A 19733-nucleotide genomic window follows, 5' to 3' on the forward strand; every position below is an offset into this window, starting at 1 on the left:
GCGTCGGGCCGTGGCGCAGCCTGGTTAGCGCGTCCGTCTGGGGGGCGGAAGGCCGCGAGTTCGAATCTCGCCGGCCCGACCAATCGGAAAACGCCCGTCCCTTCGTGGGGCGGGCGTTTCCTTTTCCCGGCCCGCCCTGCAAGGAGAATTGCATGAATGGTGTTCTGCCCGACAGCGCCCTGCGCGACCTGATCCGGCAAGGCGCGATCCGGTCCGATACCCCGATCCTGCCCGAACAGGTGCAACCCGCCAGCCTTGACCTGCGCCTTGGCAACACCGCCTGGCGGCTGCGCGCCTCGTTCCTGACCGGGCGCGATCACAAGGTCAGCGACCGCCTGCCCGAATTCGAGATGCACCGCATGGATCTGACCGGCGGCGCCGTGCTGGAAAAGGGCTGCGTCTACCTGGTTCCGCTGAACGAACGCCTGACCCTGCCCGCCGGGCTGGACGCGGTGGCAAACGCCAAGTCCTCGACCGGACGGCTGGACCTGCTGACCCGGCTTGTCACCGACAACGGGACCGAGTTCGACCGGCTGCCCGCAGGCTACGACGGCCCGCTTTATGCCGAGATCTGCCCCCGGTCCTTTTCGGTCCTGGTCCGCCCCGGCATGCGGCTGAACCAGTTGCGCCTGCGCCGGGGCCAATCCATCCTGACCGATGCCGAATTGCACAGCCTGCATGCTGCCGAGCCGCTGGTGAACGGCCAGCCCCTGATCGACGAGGGGTTGGGCTTTTCCGTCGACCTGCGCCCCGCCGACGGCAATCTGGTCGGCTATCGCGCGCGGCCCCATACCGGCGTGATCGACCTGGACCGGATCGCCAGCTATGACGCACGCGATTTCTGGGATGAGTTGCGGGCCGAGGACAGCCACCTGATCCTGGATCCCGGCGCCTTCTATATCCTCGTCAGCCGCGAATCGGTGACGATCCCGCCCGATTACGCGGCAGAAATGTCGCCCTATCTGGCGATGGTGGGCGAATTCCGGGTCCATTATGCGGGTTTCTTCGATCCCGGTTTCGGCTATGGCGCCGCCGGTCACGGCGCGCGCGGCGTGCTTGAGGTCCGCTGCCACGAGGCCCCCTTTGCGCTGGAACACGGCCAGATCGTCGGACGGCTGATATACGAGCGCATGGCGCAGCGGCCCGAGACCCTCTATGGCGCTGGAATCGCGTCGAATTATCAGGGGCAGGGGTTGAAGCTGGCCAAGCAGTTCCGCTAGCGCCCCATGCGGCGCAGCAGCCGCGCGGCCTGGCGTCCGCGCTTGACGGCCTCACGCTCGACCCGCGATTGCGGGGTGGGTGAACCCTGTCCCGGCTTGCGCGTCGCCCGGCGAACGCCCCAGTTTACGCCTCGGCGCATCAGCATGCGAAGAAGCATATGGACAAGGCGGTTCATGCTCATGGCGGCTACTCCTTCATTCATCCTCGAACAGGTCGTCGGCGGGGGCGTCGTCCACCTCATCGGGCGTGGTCCCGGCGTCGAACAGGTTCGGTCCCAGCCCCTCGGTCCTCGGGCGCGATTCCAGCAGGCCGGCGGCGCGCAATTCGGCCAGGCCGGGCAGGTCGCGGGCGCTTTCAAGGCCGAAATGGTCAAGAAAGGTCTCGGTCACGACGAAGGTCGCCGGACGGCCCGGCGTCATGCGCCGCCGCCCGACACGCACCCATTCCATCTCGATCAACTGATCCAGCGTGCCACGGTTCACCGCAACGCCGCGAATCTCTTCGATCTCGGCGCGGGTGACGGGTTGGTGATAGGCGATGACGGCCAGCGTCTCGGTCGCGGCGCGGGACAGGCGGCGCGTCTCGACCGCCTCGTCGCGCATCAGGAAGGCCAGGTCGCCAGCCGTGCGGAAGGCCCAGCCATCGCCCACGCGGGCCAGTTGCACGCCACGGTCGCGATAGCGTTCGGACAGGCGCGGCATGACCTCGGCCGGGTCGCATCCGGCGGGCATGCGCGCCGCGATATCGCGCAGCGACATGGGCGCGGCCGAGGCAAAAAGGATCGCCTCGACCATCCGTTCCTGCTCGGGCAGGGGCGGAGGGGGGAAATGCGGCGTCTGATCCACCGGAATATGGGCGTCGTCGTTCACGATTGTCCTGTTATCTCAATGCGGCGCCGGATCGAGATGGGCGCGAAGGTTTCGCCCTGCCGGATCTCGACCGCGCCTTGCCGGGCCAGTTCCAGCGTCGCGGCAAAGGTCGCCGCCGTGGCCGACCGGCGGCGGGTGGGATCGCCCCCCCAGCCTTCGGGCAGGAAATCGGCAAGCTGCGTCCAGTCGCCCGCATAGCCGATCAGGTTGCGCACCCGCTCAAGCGCCTGTTCCATCGTGAAGACATCGCGGCGGTCGAAGGCATAGGGGCGGAATTCGTCGCGGGTGCGCAGCCGCGCATAGGCCCGCATCAGGTCCAGCAGCCCGGCCTGCCAGCGGGTCTGGCGGTGGCGCTGGACATGTTCGGGCGCACCGCGTGCAAATCGCTGCTGGCCCAGCCTGTCGCGGCCCATCAGCCGCGCCGCGGCCTCGCGCATGGCATTCAGGCGTTCGAGTTGAAAGGCCAGATGGGCGGCCATGTCCTCGGCACTTGGCCCTTCGGCCTCGGGGTCGGGGGGCAGCAGCAAGCGCGATTTCAGGAAGGCCAGCCAGGCGGCCATGACCAGGTAATCGGCGGCCAGCTCGATGCGAAGCTGGCGGGCTTCCTCGACAAAGGCCAGATATTGCTCGGCCAGTTCAAGGACCGAGATCTGCATCAGATCGACCTTCTGCACCCGCGCCAGCGTCAGCAGCAGGTCCAGCGGCCCCTCATAGCCCGAGACATCGACGACCAGCACCTCGTCGGCGAGGCGTTTCTCGACCGAGGGTTGCTCGTCGGGAACGGGGGTCAGATAGGGAACCTTGGTCATCGCTGCGCCCTGCGGGTGATCGCCGCAGAATCCGGCATGAAAGGGGCGGAGTCAACCAAGCAGCAGTTGCGCCAGTTCGGCCCGCAGGGCTGCCGCGTCGTGGTCCTGCGCCTGCCCGCGCTGGCGCAGCGCGCGATCGGCCCGCGCGGCGGCGGCGGGGGTCAGGCGACCCGAGGCGGCGACGATCCGCTCCATCTCGGGCAGGGTTTCGTTGCAACTGAGGACGACATCGCAACCCGCGCGGATCGCGGCGGCGGCGCGTTCGCCATGCGTGCCGGACAGCGCCTTCATGCCGATATCGTCGGTCATCAGCAGCCCGTCGAAGCCGATCCTTTCGCGGATCAGCGCGATCACCCGGCCCGAGGCGGTGGCGGGCGCGTCGTCCACCGCGGACAGCCGGACATGGGCGGTCATGGCCAGCGGCAGATCGGCAAGCGCGCGGAAGGGGGCGAAATCGCTGGCCTCGATCTCGGCCAGCGGGGCGTCGATCACGGGCAGGTCGTGGTGGCTGTCCACCTGCGCGCGACCGTGGCCGGGCAGGTGCTTGATGACGGGCAGGACGCCCGCCTGCAACAACCCGTCCGCCGCAACGCGGCCAAGGCGGGCGACGGTCCCGGCGTCCTCGCCAAGGCAGCGGTTGCGCAAAAAGGGATGCGTCGCCGCGCCCGCGATATCCAGGCAGGGCGCGCAATCGGTGTCGATCCCGCAATCGGCCAGTTCGCGGCCCATCAGGTAATGGGTCAGCCAGACCGCACGTTCACCCGCCGCCGCCTGCCGCCGGGGATCAGACCAGTCGGTCCAGTTGGGCGCGCGCAGGCGCTGGACGCGGCCGCCTTCCTGATCGACCAGCACGGGGGCGTCGCGGCCCACCGATTCGCGCAGATCCTGCGTCAGGCGGCGCAGGCGGTCGGGCGTATCGACATTGCGCGCGAAAAGAATGAAGCCCCAGGGATCGGCCTCGCGGAAAAAATCCCGCTCGGACGGGGAAAGGTCGGGACCGGCGATGCCGCCAAGGATGGTCGCGCCGGTCACTGGAACGGTCACTGTGCCGTGGCCGGGATGCAGTCGGTGCCTTGCGCAACCAGCGCCGCGCAGAACTGGCGGGCTTCGTCGCGGCTGTCGAAACCGGCGACGCGCAGGCGCCAGAAGGTGCGGCCACCGCTTTGCGCTTCCTGGATGACCTGCGCCTTGCCGGAAAACAACGATCCGTATTTGCCCGAGATGCGGCCCCATTCGCCTTCGGCCAGCGCGTTGCTGTCAAATGCGCCGATCTGAACCAGCGGCGCGCCCGAGGCCAGCGCATTTGGCGCCACTCGCTGGACCGGAGCCGCCGGGGGTGCAGGCGCCGCCTCGGCAGCCGGAGCAGCGGCGCTTGCCGGCGTCGCGGGTGCGGCCGATGCGACCTGGCGCGGGCGCGGGGCGGGGCGGGGCGAGCTGCTGATGCCGCCTGCCGCCGGTGCCGTGACCCCGGTCACTTCGGCCAGGACGGCGTTGATCGCGTCGGGCGCGGCGACATGGCCGTCAAGGTCGGTCACCGCCTCGTTCACCGGGCCTTCGGTGGCGGGGGCGTCCACGATGGCGGCCTCGACCGCGGCCATTTCGGCGGCGGCAGCGGCGGCTTCGGCATCGCTCAGGGCGACGACGGGGGCGGTGGACTGGTCCAGGGGCAGCTCGGTCTCGCGCGAGGGCTGGCGCGCGGTTGCGCCGAATTCGCCCATCGGCAGGTCCTCATCCCCCAGGCCGGTCGGCTCGGGCGCGATGGCCACCTGATTCGCCGGACCCGAGGCGACGCCCGCCACGACCGAATTCACGGCCAGCCCCGTGCGCGCCGCAAGCTGGCCGCCGGGATCGTCGGGGGCGGTGCGGGCCTCGCCCTCCATCGCGCGAATCACGGGAACGCCGGACACGTCGCGCATGACCAGATCATAACCCCAGAACAGCAGCATCAGCATCAGCCCGACCGAGACGACCGCGCCGACGTAATGCGTCAGCCGCCCCACGCGCCCGATGACCGAGGCATCCTGCGCCACCGGTGCATGTTCATCCGCGTGATAACGATCGTCTTCCCATTGGTCGTCATCCTGCCAATCCTGCGACGACTGATAACGAGGGTCCTGCCCATAGGGATAGTCGCGCACCTGCCGCGGCTGCGCGCCAATGAAACCGCCCGAGCGGAAATCAACCACTGCCATATCCTGCCTGCCTGCCGGTTGATCCGGCTTTAACCTGACTGCTCGTAATCCGGCCCGGCGCCTTTGTCAGCGCATTTCAGTTGCCGGAATTACGCCAAGAATACCAAGACCGGCGGAAATGACAACGCCGACGGCGCGCGCCAATGCGATTTTTGCAGCCGTTTCATCCAGATCGTTTTCCTGAACGAAGCGCAGGGACATCTCGTCATTGCCGCGATTCCACAGCGAATGCAGCTCGGAAGCGATGTCATACAGGAAAAATGCGATGCGATGCGGCTCGTTCGCGCGGGCGGCGATCTCGACGATGCGTGGCCATTCGGCAACCTTGCGCATCAGTTCGATCTCGGCCGGATGGCTGAGGCGGCCCAGTTCGGCGTCGGCCAGCGCCGTATCGGACACGTCCGCGCCCAGTTCCGCCGCGCGCCGCAGGACCGAGTTCACCCGCGCGCTGGCATATTGCACATACCAGACGGGGTTTTCCTTGCTCTGCTCCAGCACGCGCGCGAAATCGAAATCCAGCGCGGCGTCGTTCTTGCGCGTCAGCAGGTGAAAGCGGGTGACGTCGCGCCCCGCCTGTTCCACCACGTCGCGCAGGGTGACAAAGGTGCCGGCGCGCTTGGACATCTTGAACGGCTCGCCGTTCCTGAACAGGCGGACAAGCTGGATCAGCTTGACATCCAGGGCCACTCGCCCGTCCGACAGCGCCTTGACGACCGCTTGCATCCGCTTGACGTAGCCGCCGTGATCGGCGCCAAGCACGTCGATCAGCAGATCGAACCCGCGTTCGATCTTGTCCCAGTGATAGGCGATGTCGGGGGCGAAATAGGTCCACTGGCCGTCCGATTTCCGAATCGCCCGGTCCACGTCGTCGCCGAATCGGGTCGAGCGGAACAGCGTCTGTTCGCGCGGCTCCCAATCGTCCAGGATCTTGCCCTTGGGCGGCTCAAGCACGCCTTCGTAGATCAGCCCCTGCGCGCGCAGCCGGTCGATGGCGCTTTCGATCCTGCCGGTGCCGTAAAGCGCCTTTTCGCTGGAATAGACGTCCATGCTGACGCCCAGCATGGCCAGGTCGCCGCGAATCATCGCCATCATCTCGGCGGTGGCGAATTCGCGGATCTGGGGCAGCCATTCGGCTTCGGGGCGGTCGATCAGGCTGTCGCCATATTGCTCTTTCAGCTTCTGGCCGACGGGAATCAGGTAATCGCCGGGATAAAGCCCCTCGGAAATCGCAGGCTCCAGCCCATTGGCCTCGCGGTAGCGTTCATAGGCCGAGCGCGCCAGCACATCGACCTGCGCGCCGCCGTCGTTGATGTAATATTCGCGCGTGACGTCATGGCCCGCGAAATCCAGAAGCGCGGCCAGCGCATCGCCAAAGACCGCGCCGCGCGTATGGCCGACATGCATCGGCCCGGTCGGGTTGGCGCTGACGAACTCGACGTTGACCTTGCGCCCCTGCCCCATGTCCGAGCGTCCGAAATCCGCCCCCGATTCCAACGCCACGCGCAGGACCTTGCGCCACTCGTCGGCGGCGATGCGCAGGTTCAGAAAGCCCGGCCCGGCAACCTCGGCGGATGTGATGCGGTCGTCGCCTTGCAGCCGCGCGGCCAGCGCCTCGGCGATCTCGCGGGGTTTGCGGCGGGCGGGCTTGGCCAGCACCATCGCGGCATTGGTCGCCATATCGCCGTGGGCGGGGTCGCGGGGCGGCTCGACCGTGACGGCGCCCGTATCCAGGCCCTCGGGCAGTTCGCCCGCTGCCGCCATCCCGGCCAGCGCATCGATCACGCAGGCGCGAATATCAGAGAAGAGGTTCATTTTTTCCATCCACAGGTCGAGATGCGGGATAACGCCCCCGAGGCGGTCCCGTCAACCGCGGGCCGTCTCAGCCGCGTTGATGGCGGGCATGGGCAATCACCTCGGCCACGGATTTCATTTGCAGCTTTTCCAGGATGCGCGCGCGGTGGTGATCGACCGTGCGCGGGCTGATCCCCAGCCGGGCGCCGATTTCCTTGCTGGATATGGCCGAGGGGTTTTCCACCATCCGGTCCACGATTTCGCGTTCGCGCGCGGTCAGCCGGTCGAACAGGGCCGCGGCCTGCCTTTCCTTGCGGCATGTCTGCAATTTCTGCCGGATCAGGTCGAAGCCGGCCTCGATCCGTTCCAGAAGCACCGCCTGGCGGAAGGGCTTTTCCAGGAAGTCGATGGCGCCCTGCTTGATCGCCTGCACCGATTCCGGCACGCCGCCGTGGCCGGTGATGAAGATGACCGCCAGCGGGCAATCCATGCCCGCCAGATGGGCCTGCAACTCAAGCCCCGTCATCCCCGGCATGCCGTAATCCAGCACAAGGCAGCCCGCGCGCCTGCCGTCGTAGCCTTGCAGAAAGGATTCCGCGCAATCATGGCTTTCGACCTGATAGCCGCGCTTGCGCAGGGATCGCGACAGGGCGGTCCTGATGTCGTGGTCGTCATCGACGACGAAAACGGTCAGTTCGATCTCGGTCATGTCCTGGGTTCGTCCAGTGGTTGCGGACCGGCGGCCAGATGCCGGGCGGCATCGTCCGCGGTTTCCCGGTCCTGATTGACGGTAAAGCAGAAACAGGCCCCCGGCGACACGCCCTTTTCGTGCCACAGCCTGCCGCCGTTGGCCTGGATGATGGACCGGCAGATCGACAGGCCAAGGCCCATGCCCTCGGGTTTCGTCGTCTCGAATTGGGAAAAGAGCTTGACGTTCTCCGGCACGCCGGGGCCGGTATCCTCGACGCAGATATGGATCTGCCCGCCCTCGCACCGGCCCCGGATGACGACCGTGCGTTCGTTGCGGCTGATGCTGGCGATGGCCTCGATCGCGTTGCGCAGCAGGTTGACCAGAACCTGCGCGATCTGGACGCGGTTGGCCTTGACGGGCGGCAAGGGGTCCAGTCGGCGGATGACCGCGACGCCTGCCTCGGTGGCCTCGGCCCGGACCAGGTGGCAGGTCTGTTCGATCAGTTCGGCGATGTCGAAAACGGTGTCGCGCCCCTCGTCCTTGCGGATGAAGGCGCGAAGCGCGCGGATGATGTCGCCCGCGCGCAGGGCCTGGCTTTCGATCTCGGTCAGCAATTCGCGCAACTCGGCCTCATCCCGGCGAGGATGCTCCAGCGTCACCAGCGCGCTGTCGGCATTCTGCGCGATGGCGGTCAGCGGCTGGTTCAGTTCATGCGCCAGCCCGGATGCCATCTCGCCCATCGTGTTGCCCCGCGCCAGATGCGACAATTCGCGGCTGAGTTCCGAAATCTGTTCCTCCTGTTCCCTGATATGGGTGATGTCGTCCATCGTCAGCACTGCATGCAGCCGCTTGCCCGCGTGGTCGCGAATGGTGATCGCGTTCACCGAGGCCCGGAACGCCGTGCCATCCTTGCGGACGCAGCGCAATTCCCGGTTGGCGGCGAAATCGTCGGGGATCGTGCCATCCGCAGGGAAAGGGTTGGGATCGTCGGGATGGCACAGGTCGGCAAGCCGCATCCGCAGGATCTCGTCCGCGTCATAGCCCGTGATCTGGCAAAAGCGCGAGTTGGCGCGGATGAACCGCCCCGTTTCCGGTTCCGTCTGCGCCATCCCGCGCGAGGTCATGTCGAAGGTCAGGCCATATTCGCGCTCGGCCTCGCGCCGGGCGACGATCTGCTGGACCAGGTTGTCGTTGGCCTTTTCCAGTTCCTTGTAGGTGCGCGGCAGGGGTTGGGCCGGGTCCACCTCGCCCTGCGCGATCAGCGAGGAACGCACCGCGAAGGCACGGACCGGCTTGTGGATGTAATTGGCCAGCGTCAGCCCCAGCACCGCCGTCACCAGCGAGACCAGCGCCGCGATCCAGACGTTGATCGCCCGGTTGCGCTTGATCGGCTCGGTGAAATCGCGCTCGGGCGCGTAGACGGCGATGGTCCAGGGCAGCATGTCGCTGATGACGGGCAGGATCGCCGCGACATAATCCTCGCCGCCGTGACGGAAGCGGGAATATTGCTCCTGCCCCACCTGCATGGTGCCGTTCGCCAGCAGGTGTGAAAAGGCGGCGCGCGCGATGGGATCGCCGAAATTCCTGATATTGACGAATTGCAGGTTGCCGTTCTCATCCTCGCGCCGCAGCAGTTCCTGGCGGGGATGGGCGATCACGTCGCCGTTTCGGTGGATGATCGCGGCGCGCCCATGCTGCCCGATCTTCAGCAGCGAAAGGAAATCGGACAGGCTGCTGATCTCGATATCGACGCCGACGACCCCCAGCAGTTGATCCTGCTCGCCCATCACCGGAGAGCCGAGCGTGATCCCCGGATTGCGCGAAGTGAAGAAGATGTAGGGATCCGTCCAGATCGTCGTCAGCCGGTCGCGCGCGCTTTCATACCAAGGCCGGGTGCGCGGATCGTATTCGTCCAGCGGGTCGAACACGCTTCGGACCAGTTGGAAATCATAGTCGCGCCAGATCAGTTGGGTCTGGCGAAATCCGTCGCGATGGCTGACGATCTTGGTCTGAAACTCGGCCGGGCCGCGGGCGTCGCGCATGACCATGACGAAATTGCCCTGCTCGTCCCCGAAATACAGGCCGGCGAATTGCGGGGCCAGTTGCAGTTGCTGAAACAGCAGCCGCTCCAGCAAGACGGGATCGTCGCTGGCGATGATGCGGTTCTGCGCCAGCCGCGCGGACAGCTCGGCGGCGACGCGGGCGGGGCTGAGGAAACCCTTGGAATGCTCGATCGCATTGGTGCCGACATCGCGCAGCAGGTCGTGGGCATGGGTGATCAGCGCGCGCTCGGACGTCAGGTAGGACGAAAAGACCACGGCAAGGATCGCCATGAATTGCAGCCCGGCCAGGCAGCAGGCCAGAACGGCACCCAGCGAAAACCTCATGCCGCCCGGCCTTGGGGCGTCGGCGCGCCAGGAACTGGCGAAAAGGCGGTCGGGTCGGGCAAGGGCGTCGGTCCGTCAAGGCGCATGGCAGGGTTGTAGGCAGTATTGCCTAGGTAACAACGCGAACTTACGCAGTGCGCCCGCATATGCAACAAATATCCCGGTAGAGATTGCAGGCGCGGGGCAGCGGCCAATCGTTGCAGGTGCCTGACGGTTATCCAGTGCGTGCGGAAGGCAGGTGGAAAACCTGCCCGATGGTTAACGAGTAATGGGCCATCCAGCGGCCCATCGGTTGGGAGGGGCCGCCGGTTTTACGGTCTCACTCCAGAGCGAAGGCTAGCGGCCTTTCCCTGTTCGCCGTTCCGCGTTCGGGACGGCTTGTTGCCCGGTCGCAGTTGCTACCCCGCGCCGCAGGCCATCCTGTCGGCGCGGTGCTTTCTTTCGGGCGCATTTTAGCGAACATCTTGAACGGTGGCGGCAGTCCTCGCAATATCGGGGCAAAGCACCAGCATGAAAGTCGCCCCTACTTGTCCCTCGTTCCGGTTTTCCTGTCCTGTTTCCTCGTCGATCTGCTGGTCTACGGCATCCTTGGCCGGGCCGTTGGAACGGGGCCGTTCCTTGCCAATACCGCCGCGATGTCGCTGGCCGGGATCGTCGCGCTGGCGGTTTTCTGGCGTGGTAGCCGCCCTTATGGGCAGGCCGGCCGGCGGCGCCCGCTGCTTTGCCTGCTATGGGTCGCCCTGGCCGCGCTGGTGGTGGGGCAGTTGCTGCGGATATGGACCGCGCAGGGCCATTCGCTGGTCCCGGCCAAGGTGTTGGCGGCGCTTGCCTTTGCGGCGCTGACGCCCCTGGTCTTTCGCCGCCTGCTGACGGGAAGGGACGGCAAGGCCGTGCAATTCACCGCCGCCGGGCTTGGCGTGCTGGCGGCGGGATTACTGGGAACCCTGGCGCCGCCTGCCGCATCCCGCGATTCGGGCGAGGGTCTGGGGGCGCTTTACGCCACCCCGCGCACGCTGCCCGACCGGCCCCTGCGCGTCTTTCATCTGGGTCACAGCCTTGTTGCCCGCGACATGCCCGCCATGCTGGCCCAACTGGCGGGCGAAGGGCATCGCTACGAATCCCAGTTGGGATGGGGCACCAGCCTGCGCGAACATTACGAGCCGAACCTGACCATCAACGGATTCGCACAGGAAAACGACCACCCCCGCTATCGCGACGCGCATGAGGCGCTGGCCAGCGGGGAATATGACGTTTTCGTGATGACCGAGATGGTCACGCTCGCCGATGCCATCCGCTACCACGACAGCGCCGATTATGCCGCCCGCTGGGCCGGGGCGGCGGTGGCGGGCAATCCCGATATCCAGGTCTTTCTGTATGAAACCTGGCACTCGACGCAGGACAGCCCCGACTGGCTGGCCCGCCTGCCCGGCGACCTGGACGAATGGAAGGGCCATCTGCTTTGGCCCGCCGCCCGCGCCACCGGCAAGCCGATCCACCTGATCCCGGCGGGACAGGCGATGGCGCATCTGATCGCCCAGGCCGAGGCCGCCCCCGACGGCATCGCCGAGTTGAAATCCCGTCACGACCTCTTTGCGATTTCCCCCGGTGGCGAACGCGACCCGATCCACCTCAACGATCTGGGGAACTATCTGGTCGCGCTGACGCATTATGCCGCGATCTATGGGGAATCGCCCGTCGGATTGCCCCACGAGCTGCTGCGCGCCGATGGCAGCCCCGCACGGGCGCCCTCTGCCGAACTGGCGCGGCGGATGCAGGAAACCGCGTGGGCGGCGGTGCAGGAAACCGAAGCATCACCGTAATAATCAACGGTTTCGTAAGGAATCTCTGCCATCCTGCGGGCCTGACAACGATGATTCTGGACGACATGGCACAGCCGCTGGCAGACGAAACCATCCCGAATGAAGGCGCCGCCGCCGTGGCGCGCGGCCTTTCCCACAACCAGATCATGCGGCGACTGATCGCCCCGCATGCGCGCGAACCCGTCGCGAAACCCGACGAAAGCCCGCGCCTGACAGCCGAACGGCTGGCGACGACGGCGCTTGGCCGCGCAGCGGAATCGCTTTACGGGCTGGCGATTTTTCCCGAATCGGTCTCGATCAGCCCGGTTTCGCTGTCCGAACTGCCCGAATTGCTGCCCGAGCGCGCCCTGCTGGCCATCGTCGAAGGGCGCAGGGATGCCATCGGGGTCGTCGCGCTTTGCCCCAATGTCGTCGCCTCCTTGATCGAGATGCAGGCGATCGGCCGCATATCCTCGCGTCCCGTGCGCATGCGCAAGCCGACGCGGACGGATGCCTCGATCACCGCGGATTTCGTCGGCGCGCTGTTGAAAGAGCTTGCGCGCGACCCCGCGCCCCGGCCCGATCTGCCCGAATTCGCGAATTTCAGCTATGCCAGCTTTCTCGACGATTCCCGCCCGCTGATGCTGATGCTTGAGGAAGGGGCGCATACCCGGATCTCGCTGCGTTTTCGCATGGGCGCGGCGGGGCAGCGCGACGGACAGGTGATGGTGGTTCTGCCCACGCCCCGGACACCGCCTGATCAGGCCAGACCGGATACCGGCCAGCGCCTGCTTGACGACGCCCGCGCGAAAGCCCCCGCCCCGCAACCGCCGCACCCCGACCTGGCCGAGGCTGTCCAGAACGCCAACCTGGACCTGGTGGGCATTCTTTGCCGCAAGACGATGAGCCTGGCCGCCCTGAAATCGCTGTGCGCGGGGTCCGTCATCACCCTGCCCTCCAACACGCTTGACGAGGCGCGCGTGGAAAGTGCGGCGGGCCAGTTGCTGGCCCGGGGGCGATTTGGCGAAACCCACGGCTTTCACGCCATCCGGCTGCGCAAGCCGGCACGGCCACAGGCCGAACCACCCATCGCGTCATCGGCAAACCCGGCCCTGCACGAAATCGACATGACCCAGCCCGACGCCTTCCGGCAGCAACAAGCCAGCCCGCATGCCGAGACCCGGGGACATGGCTGATTCGGCGCGGACCGGCCCCGCGCCGGGTGGTTTGGCGCGAATCGCCCCGCCTTCTGGCCGAACACACCAGATTCTGCTTGAAAAATGCCAGATATGGCATCATGTAGCCTGCATTCGCCCCGACGGGGCTTCCAAACAGGAGAAAACATGGCCAAGGAAGAAATGCTCGAATTTCCTGGCGTCGTGAAGGAACTCCTGCCGAATGCGACGTTCAAGGTCGAGCTGGAAAACGGCCATGAGATCGTCGCACATATGGCAGGGAAGATGCGCAAGAACCGCATCCGTGTTCTGGCCGGCGACCGCGTTCAGGTGGAAATGAACACCTATGACCTTACCAAGGGTCGGATCAATTACCGCTTCAAGTGACATGCCTGCGCTGCCCGCACAGCGGCAAGGCAGCGTGCAGACAACCCAACCGCTGCCCCTGATCCTGGGTTCCGCCAGTCCCCGGCGGCTTGAATTGCTTGCCCAGATCGGCATCCGCCCGGATCGTGTGGCCGCAGCCGATATCGACGAAACCCCTCACCGCGACGAAGCCCCGCGCGATTACGCGCGGCGCATGGCGCGTGAAAAGCTGGCCGCGTTGCAGGGCGGCGACCGCGCAGCCGTGCTTTGCGCCGATACGGTCGTATCGGTCGGGCGCCGCATCCTGGGCAAACCGCAGGACCGGGACGAGGCGCGATTCTTCCTTGGCCTGATGTCTGGACGCCGCCACCGGGTGATGACCGCCGTGGCCCTTGGCGCCCCGTCCCGGCGGGCCGAGCGACTGGTCGAATCCATCGTGCGGTTTCGCCCGCTGGGCCGCGCCGAAATCGAAGCCTATCTGGATTCTCTGGAATGGCAGGGCAAGGCCGGGGGCTATGCGATCCAGGGCCGCGCCGCCGCTTTCATCCCGTGGATGCAGGGGTCCTTTACCGCCATCGTCGGGCTGCCGCTGGCTGAAACCGCGACGCTGCTGGCCAGCATCGGCATCACCGGAGGCGCGCGATGAAGGGCAGACAGATCATTCTTGGCCCGCTTTTCGGACGCGACGCCGCGGCGCTGGTTCAGGACGGCCAGGTTCAGGACCTGGCGTTCGACCCCGGTGCCGATATCCCTGTCGCGCCGGGCGCGATCTGCCGCGCGCGGGTCGAGCGGCTGATCAAGGGCCAGGGCGGCGTCTTCGTGAAACTGCCCGGCGGCGCAAGCGGCTATCTGCGCGACCGCAGCGGCCTGCGCGAAGGCCAGGCGCTTCTTGTCCAGGTCACGGGCGTTGCCGAGGGCGGCAAGGCAATCCCCGTCTCTTCGCGCCTGCTGTTTCGCGGGCGGCACGTCATCATCACGCCGGGCGCGCCGGGCGTGAACGTCTCGCGCCGGATCCGGGACGAACAGTTGCGCGGCTGGCTTGGCGACCTGGGCCAAACCGCGCTGGCGGATGACAGTGCCTCGCTTGGCCTGATCTTTCGCAGCATCGCCGCCCAGGCCGACGCCGAAGATATCACGGCCGAGCTGAACCAGCTTCTTGAAATCGCCAGGGCCATCCTGGCCGACAAGGGTCAGGCGCCCGAGCTTTTGCTGGACGCCCCGACACCCGCCGACATCGCCTGGTGCGATTGGGCCGACGATCAGCCGACCGATGTCGTCGAGGGTCCGCAGGCGATGGAGGATTGCGGCATCGCCCATCAGGTCGAACAGCTTCTGACGCCCCGAACCGCGCTGGACGGCGGGGCGTGGGCGGCGGTCGAGTCTGTCTCGGCCCTGACGGCGATCGACGTGAATACGGGCGCGGATCACAGCCCCGCCGCGGGTCTCAAGGCCAATATCGCGCTGGCCCGCGACCTGCCGCGGCAGTTGCGCCTGCGTGGCATCGGTGGCCAGATCGTCATCGACTTCGCCCCGATGCCCAAGCGCGACCGCGGCACGCTGGAACAGGTTCTCAGATCCGCCTTCAAACGCGAGGCCGCCGAAACCGTGCTGATCGGATGGACCGCGATGGGCCTTTACGAAATCAACCGCAAACGCGACCGCATCCCGCTGACGCGTCTGAGGACCGAAGCATGAGCGCGTCCTGCCCCATCTGCGGCAAGCCCTCGGCAGAGGCATACCGGCCCTTCTGCTCGAAACGCTGCGCCGACGTCGATCTGGCCAAGTGGCTGCGGGGCGATTACCGCATCCCCGCCGAACCCGTCCGTCCGGGCACCGAGGAAGAATGATTTTTTGCCTTTTCGCTCTGGACAGCACCCACAAGCTGGCCTAACAACGCGCCTACGCCAGCCGATGGCAAGGCGCCCGGATAGCTCAGTTGGTAGAGCAGCGGATTGAAAATCCGCGTGTCGGTGGTTCGAATCCGCCTCCGGGCACCATTTTCATTAAAGGAAAACAGGGTCCTAAGGTTTCTGCGTCGTTCGATTACGTTGCGGAATAGCATTTGGGGACACTTTGGGGACACCGGGGCATCTGGCACATCGTCGCCAAAGCGAAGCCGGTCGCCGATGATCGTTCACTGCCTCTCCTGGATCTCGCCCATCTGAAAAACTAGGAGCACGAAATACGAGTCGTCATGGGCAAGCCGAACCAGATCGGCATGCATCTGCTTGGCGGTGCGCCGGTCCTTGCGCTACTTGCGCCGCCCGTCCACCAGCCAGCCTGACAGCTTCCCTGCATACGGGTCCAGTTTGCTTGTCGGCCGTGTCGGTCGATGTGTCTGCACATGGCGCTCGTTTCGACGGAGACAGAAAAGGGATGCCCGGACATCCCGGCCGGAAATCCTGCGCCCTTGCATCAAGGCCCTCCGATCGTCCGGCTCCAATGTGAGTTTCCTTGAGGCAGCAAAGCGCATCCGCGAACAGCAGCGCATCCTCGGACGACTTCTGCCCGCAAGAGCCGTGGGAAGCCCGCTTCTGCTCAAGGCGCTATAAGGTGACGTCGCCGTCATTCTGGACGCGAACGACTTTAATCGCGATGCGGCGAAGAACAGGAAGAACCTCTACGTTGCGATGACCCGGGACTCGCGTAAGCTGGTGATCTGCTCGCCGAGCGCCATGATCGGCTGATCGGGGAGATGCAGGGCGTTCGGCGCGCCACCTACCGCACATAAAGCGGCAAGCATCGCAGGGCCGAAAAAATGCGGGCGGCGGGCCGTCCGATCAGGATTCTGGAAGAGACAGAACTCATGGCGCTGATCGGCGTAGCTGATATGTGACCCGGGCACGTCGTCGGGATGGCGTATTCAGGCGCACTCGCATCAGGTGTCGTCGCCAAAGAACTCTTTCCATTCCGCATCCATGATGGCACCGGCCATATCGCTGCGCGCGCGTTCACGGGTGGGCATCTCGAAAGCTCGGGTCCTGTAAGCCTCTGCGGTCCGCTCGGACCTCTGGCCGCAGGACCGCATGGCCAGCTCCACGCCGCGACTGCCCAGTCGCCCGACGCATCATGCAGGTGGGTTCGGGCCGCATGATAGCCCGTGGCCAACGCCTCGCCCCAGTAATAGCTGACCATGAGCTGATGGGCTGCGCTATCGTCATAGTTGACCAAGAGCAGCCGGTGCTGCTGGAAACATTCCGCACGAATATCCGCGAGATGTTCCGGCCCGCTCCCCTGCAGCACAAGCTGATCAATGAACCAGCCGAAGACCGGGATGACCAGGGCTACGAAACGCCGCTGGGTCTTGGAAACGATCAGGTCAAAGCGATATTCGCCACCATCCCAGAGAATTTGATCCCCAAAGCGCAGCTGCGTATCGGCAGCACGCAACGGGAACGGCGAAAACAGGGTAATTGCCACGGCCATATTCCTCAGCCGCTGTGCCGAGCGCGCATTGCGGGTCATGGCCGCCCGCCCGAGCATGTCGAGCGCCATGCCGAAGATCTGGGAGTAGTCCGGCAAGGTCTGGATCTTCGCCTCTTTCTGCGGAATGGCTCCCTGCGACCTTTTCTCATGAATACGAATGCGGGAAGCCAGGTAAACAAGCAGCTCATTCTCCACACCGATATAGCGGCCCAGGTCACGGATCTGGCGGATGGCCGACAGGATGGTCCTGGCACTCAATGGCTTTTCGCGCGTCCCGAGCGAGCGTTCATAAGCGATGGCTGCAGGAATAGAGAGGTCTTCCGCCAGGCCGGTATCTCGCGCATGCCGGATGAATTCGCAGGCCTTCGCCTTCATGGTCAGGATCATTGCTGGCGACGAGACGGTACCATTTTCGCCCGGATATCCGGCGTCCATATCGCGGAATGCGGCCTGCCAAGGCCCGGGAAGCTCATCCGGAAAAACCGAAAACCGTCGGGCACGACGTGGAGATGGCTTTCGATCCGAGCGACCGTGATTTGCGATGACCCGGTCAATTGCCCGCAGCAACGGCCCATTTTCAAAGATCGCAAACATCGCAGCCCTGGTGTTCCAGAGTTCGACCTTGCTCCAACCTGCGGTGAAATCGGTCACCGTTTCGAAAGCCCGCCCCTTCTCCTGCACATTCAGCATGATCGCGTTCAATCTCTGGAGCGCCGCCACGGTGAATTCGCCATTGCCGATCATTTTTTCGATGCGATCAACATCGCGGATGCCGTCCCAGTGCGGCTGCGTGAGGATGGAGTGGATATTTTCGCGGCGCTGACCGGCTCAAGACGAATTACAGCTCATCGCTGAAACCTCCAAGCTTGGCGACTTCCTGCTTGATATTGCGCATCTCGGCCCCCTCATCGATCCAGGCGTAATACTGGCGCGCCGTTTGCAGCGTATTGCACAGAAGCCTCGCGGCCCCGGCGTAATCACCGGGATGGTATTTGTCGTGCAGTGTTGCCAGGCCGTGCCGCAGATTGCGGGGAGTCATCGGCAGGCCGATTGCGCGGGTGTGATTGGTCAGCCAATCCCCCAAGGTTTTCTGGCCAATCAGGGTGCCGTGATATCCCGGGAACAGGAACGGGGACTGCTCTGCCCAAGGGGTGCGGGGCCGATTTTCATCGATATACCATTGAAGGACCTCAAGATCGCGGGTGGGGCCCTGTGAAATCGGCGCACGGATCGGCCTGCAGTTCTTGACGTCCTGCGCGCCGATCAGGATATGGGCCCGATCGCGAGATCCGTAAGGCAAAACCAGGGTGGGCTGTTTGCCCTGGTGCCGCAACCGGATCAGGTTACCCAGCCGCAGAGGCACAGCCCACAGGCCGACGGCGCAGACTGCCGCCAGCATTCCGAATTGAATGATGCGCTCGTCGTCATATGTGTCGGCGTCAGGCTTCTCGATCAGAGCAAGCGCCTGTTTTCGAACTGCAGGTGGAGCGACAGGAAGGTAAGCTCCGCGCGCCGTTCCCGGACCAGACGGCTGCAAAACAGCCACACATGCTCCGGCATACGCTTGCCATCCTCAAAGCCCTTGCCCATGTTCCGGTTCGCATTGAGCGTCTTGTCCATCAGCGGTATGATCTGGGAATTGAGCCGAACCGCGGCCATACGCAGTATTCCGACATAGGATCTCATCGAACGATCGGATATCTTCTTGGCCGTGTCCGTTTCGGCGATCCAGCCACGCAGAACGGAAACAAAGACATCCCTGGTAAATGCATCGGCGATGTCGCATGTCAGTGGCAGCAGGCCGACCTTCATGGCCGACTAAGTATTTATTGAGCGCGGCCCGATAAGTTCCAAGCGTGGCCGCGCTTTTGCCGTCAAGTTTTTTCATCAAGAACCTCGTCATATACGCCCCCGCCCAGATCCTCGACCAGCCGATCAAGCTGAACCTTCAGATGTTCCGGAAGCGGCATCTGCCCGGAGTGACGAACCTTGGCGAGATCAGGAAGAGGCCCGGACGGCAATAGCGCATCGAGAGCAAGCGAGCTCTGACGCATGATCTCCAAGTTTCGTATTACGTTGCGGACCGACCTCCGTTGCGTTCCGCGCAACGCCTCGCTGAGTCCCATCAGGAATGGCTCGGTCAATTGGTCGGGTTGTTGATCGGCCTTTCGGGACTCATCGGCCAGAAGACGGATCGGTATGAACTTCTGCATGTTGCTGCCTCCCTCCACCTCAAGCAGGGAAACGCAAACATCCAGCAGCTCCGTCCATCCGTCTTTCCGGCTTATGCGCTGTGCCTTTGACGCGAATTCGCCGTTAAACCGTTTGAGGATGGCGATCATCTTCCTGCGCCAAGCCTGATAGGCATCCGGTGTTTTGAAACCCGCAGGAAAGTGATTTCTCTTGAACCGCACAGCAAAAGAATCAACGCTGGACGGGATATCCTCCAGACGATTGGCATTATAGATTCTCGGGCAACGCTCGACTTGCGCCAGATAATCTTTCTCCGTCGTGGAACTATATGGCCTCTTGTCCTGAATCCAGTTCTTGACATCACGCGCGCGATTGCAACCTGACGCAACCACGCCCCGAAGAATGGCTGATGATCGAATGGCGCGACGATGACGCCGAACCGCTCAAGTATTGGCTGTCCGCCTTCCGGCCGACACGCCGCTGGATGAACTCGTCGCCAAGGCGAAGCTGCGCTGGAGGATCGAGCGCGACTATCGCGAACTCAAGCAGGAACTCGGACCGGGTCACTTCGAAGATCGCGGCTGGCGAGGCTTCCACCATCATGCCAGCTTATGCATCGCCGCCTATGGGTTCCTCAGCTCCGAACGGGAGACGATTCCCCCTCAGCGCCAATCGGCCCCCAAAATGGCACGGAACCTCCCATTCCCTGCGGTTCTCGACGCTGATCAGACCCGAGCGCCACGTCTGGAACTCGATCACCACCATCCGCCGACGCCTCGCCGGAGCGCTCGCCCGCAGCTTTCTCCGATGTCCC

General features: G+C 65.0%; 19 protein-coding genes, 2 tRNA genes and 1 pseudogene. 10 read left to right on the forward strand and 12 right to left on the reverse strand.

The genetic code is table 11. The annotated features are described in order from the left end of the window. The first annotated feature begins 4 nt into the window (after window positions 1-4). A tRNA-Pro gene (locus Q0O97_RS10120) sits at window positions 5-82 on the forward strand. Between the two features lie 70 nt (window positions 83-152). Next, the gene (locus tag Q0O97_RS10125) at window positions 153-1220 is read left to right on the forward strand and encodes a 2'-deoxycytidine 5'-triphosphate deaminase (RefSeq protein ID WP_294928306.1); all 1068 of its coding nucleotides are present in this window, start codon (window positions 153-155) and stop codon (window positions 1218-1220) included. Here Q0O97_RS10125 and Q0O97_RS10130 read toward each other — a convergent pair. The 8 genes from Q0O97_RS10130 to Q0O97_RS10165 form a co-directional block, all read right to left on the reverse strand. Continuing rightward, complete coding sequence (locus Q0O97_RS10130) at window positions 1217-1402, reverse strand: hypothetical protein (RefSeq protein WP_294928308.1); 186 nt, start codon at window positions 1400-1402, stop codon at window positions 1217-1219. The two genes, Q0O97_RS10125 and Q0O97_RS10130, sit on opposite strands and share 4 nt — an antisense overlap. Before the next feature lie 13 nt (window positions 1403-1415). Continuing rightward, entirely contained in the window at window positions 1416-2015 is a 600-nt protein-coding gene (scpB, locus tag Q0O97_RS10135) for an SMC-Scp complex subunit ScpB (RefSeq protein ID WP_294928443.1), read from the reverse strand. Between the two features lie 71 nt (window positions 2016-2086). Next, entirely contained in the window at window positions 2087-2899 is an 813-nt protein-coding gene (locus Q0O97_RS10140) for a ScpA family protein (RefSeq protein ID WP_294928311.1), read from the reverse strand. A 51-nt stretch (window positions 2900-2950) separates the two neighbouring features. Continuing rightward, window positions 2951-3931 carry a glycoside hydrolase family 3 protein gene (locus Q0O97_RS10145; protein WP_294928314.1) on the reverse strand — a complete coding sequence of 327 codons (981 nt, stop codon included), beginning with the start codon at window positions 3929-3931 and terminating at the stop codon, window positions 2951-2953. Between the two features lie 8 nt (window positions 3932-3939). Continuing rightward, a complete protein-coding gene (locus Q0O97_RS10150) occupies window positions 3940-5091 on the reverse strand; it encodes an SPOR domain-containing protein (protein WP_294928317.1) in 1152 nt (383 codons plus the stop codon). Window positions 5092-5157: 66 nt separating this feature from the next. Next, on the reverse strand, window positions 5158-6903 hold the full coding sequence (gene argS / locus Q0O97_RS10155; RefSeq protein WP_294928320.1) for an arginine--tRNA ligase: 1746 nt from the start codon (window positions 6901-6903) through the stop codon (window positions 5158-5160). A gap of 67 nt (window positions 6904-6970) precedes the next feature. Next, complete coding sequence (locus Q0O97_RS10160; RefSeq protein WP_294928323.1) at window positions 6971-7591, reverse strand: response regulator; 621 nt, start codon at window positions 7589-7591, stop codon at window positions 6971-6973. Continuing rightward, window positions 7588-9960 carry a cache domain-containing protein gene (locus Q0O97_RS10165; RefSeq protein ID WP_294928326.1) on the reverse strand — a complete coding sequence of 791 codons (2373 nt, stop codon included), beginning with the start codon at window positions 9958-9960 and terminating at the stop codon, window positions 7588-7590. Before Q0O97_RS10165 ends, Q0O97_RS10160 begins: the two co-directional genes overlap by 4 nt. 527 nt (window positions 9961-10487) lie before the next feature. On the opposite strand from Q0O97_RS10165, the gene Q0O97_RS10170 reads away from it, so the two are divergent. From Q0O97_RS10170 to Q0O97_RS10200, 7 genes are all read left to right on the forward strand, one after another. Then, on the forward strand, window positions 10488-11780 hold the full coding sequence (locus Q0O97_RS10170) for a hypothetical protein (RefSeq protein WP_294928329.1): 1293 nt from the start codon (window positions 10488-10490) through the stop codon (window positions 11778-11780). A 50-nt stretch (window positions 11781-11830) separates the two neighbouring features. Then, window positions 11831-12955, forward strand: coding sequence for a FliM/FliN family flagellar motor C-terminal domain-containing protein (locus tag Q0O97_RS10175; protein ID WP_294928332.1), 1125 nt, complete (start codon window positions 11831-11833; stop codon window positions 12953-12955). Between the two features lie 147 nt (window positions 12956-13102). Next, entirely contained in the window at window positions 13103-13321 is a 219-nt protein-coding gene (infA, locus tag Q0O97_RS10180; protein ID WP_294928335.1) for a translation initiation factor IF-1, read from the forward strand. 34 nt (window positions 13322-13355) lie between these two features. Further along, entirely contained in the window at window positions 13356-13946 is a 591-nt protein-coding gene (locus Q0O97_RS10185) for a Maf family protein (RefSeq protein ID WP_294928338.1), read from the forward strand. Then, on the forward strand, window positions 13943-14995 hold the full coding sequence (locus tag Q0O97_RS10190; RefSeq protein WP_294928341.1) for a ribonuclease E/G: 1053 nt from the start codon (window positions 13943-13945) through the stop codon (window positions 14993-14995). Before Q0O97_RS10185 ends, Q0O97_RS10190 begins: the two co-directional genes overlap by 4 nt. Continuing rightward, on the forward strand, window positions 14992-15147 hold the full coding sequence (yacG, locus tag Q0O97_RS10195) for a DNA gyrase inhibitor YacG (RefSeq protein WP_294928344.1): 156 nt from the start codon (window positions 14992-14994) through the stop codon (window positions 15145-15147). Before Q0O97_RS10190 ends, yacG begins: the two co-directional genes overlap by 4 nt. A 74-nt stretch (window positions 15148-15221) precedes the next feature. Then, window positions 15222-15297 (forward strand) — tRNA-Phe (locus Q0O97_RS10200). 721 nt (window positions 15298-16018) lie between these two features. Here Q0O97_RS10200 and Q0O97_RS10205 read toward each other — a convergent pair. From Q0O97_RS10205 to Q0O97_RS10220, 4 genes are all read right to left on the reverse strand, one after another. Then, the gene (locus tag Q0O97_RS10205; RefSeq protein ID WP_294928347.1) at window positions 16019-17470 is read right to left on the reverse strand and encodes a hypothetical protein; all 1452 of its coding nucleotides are present in this window, start codon (window positions 17468-17470) and stop codon (window positions 16019-16021) included. Window positions 17471-17564: 94 nt separating this feature from the next. Beyond that, window positions 17565-18125 (reverse strand): hypothetical protein, encoded by a 561-nt coding sequence (locus Q0O97_RS10210; protein ID WP_294928350.1) that lies wholly within the window; start codon window positions 18123-18125, stop codon window positions 17565-17567. A 53-nt stretch (window positions 18126-18178) separates the two neighbouring features. Then, complete coding sequence (locus tag Q0O97_RS10215) at window positions 18179-18538, reverse strand: hypothetical protein (protein ID WP_294928353.1); 360 nt, start codon at window positions 18536-18538, stop codon at window positions 18179-18181. Between the two features lie 62 nt (window positions 18539-18600). Then, window positions 18601-19068 (reverse strand): hypothetical protein, encoded by a 468-nt coding sequence (locus Q0O97_RS10220; protein ID WP_294928356.1) that lies wholly within the window; start codon window positions 19066-19068, stop codon window positions 18601-18603. Window positions 19069-19310: 242 nt separating this feature from the next. On the opposite strand from Q0O97_RS10220, the pseudogene Q0O97_RS10225 reads away from it, so the two are divergent. Then, window positions 19311-19567, forward strand: a pseudogene (locus Q0O97_RS10225) (transposase); the annotation flags it as partial. Window positions 19568-19733: the final 166 nt, after the last annotated feature.

Origin of the sequence: uncultured Paracoccus sp. (genome assembly GCF_945915435.1) — a bacterium.
Taxonomy (GTDB): Bacteria; Pseudomonadota; Alphaproteobacteria; order Rhodobacterales; family Rhodobacteraceae; genus Paracoccus.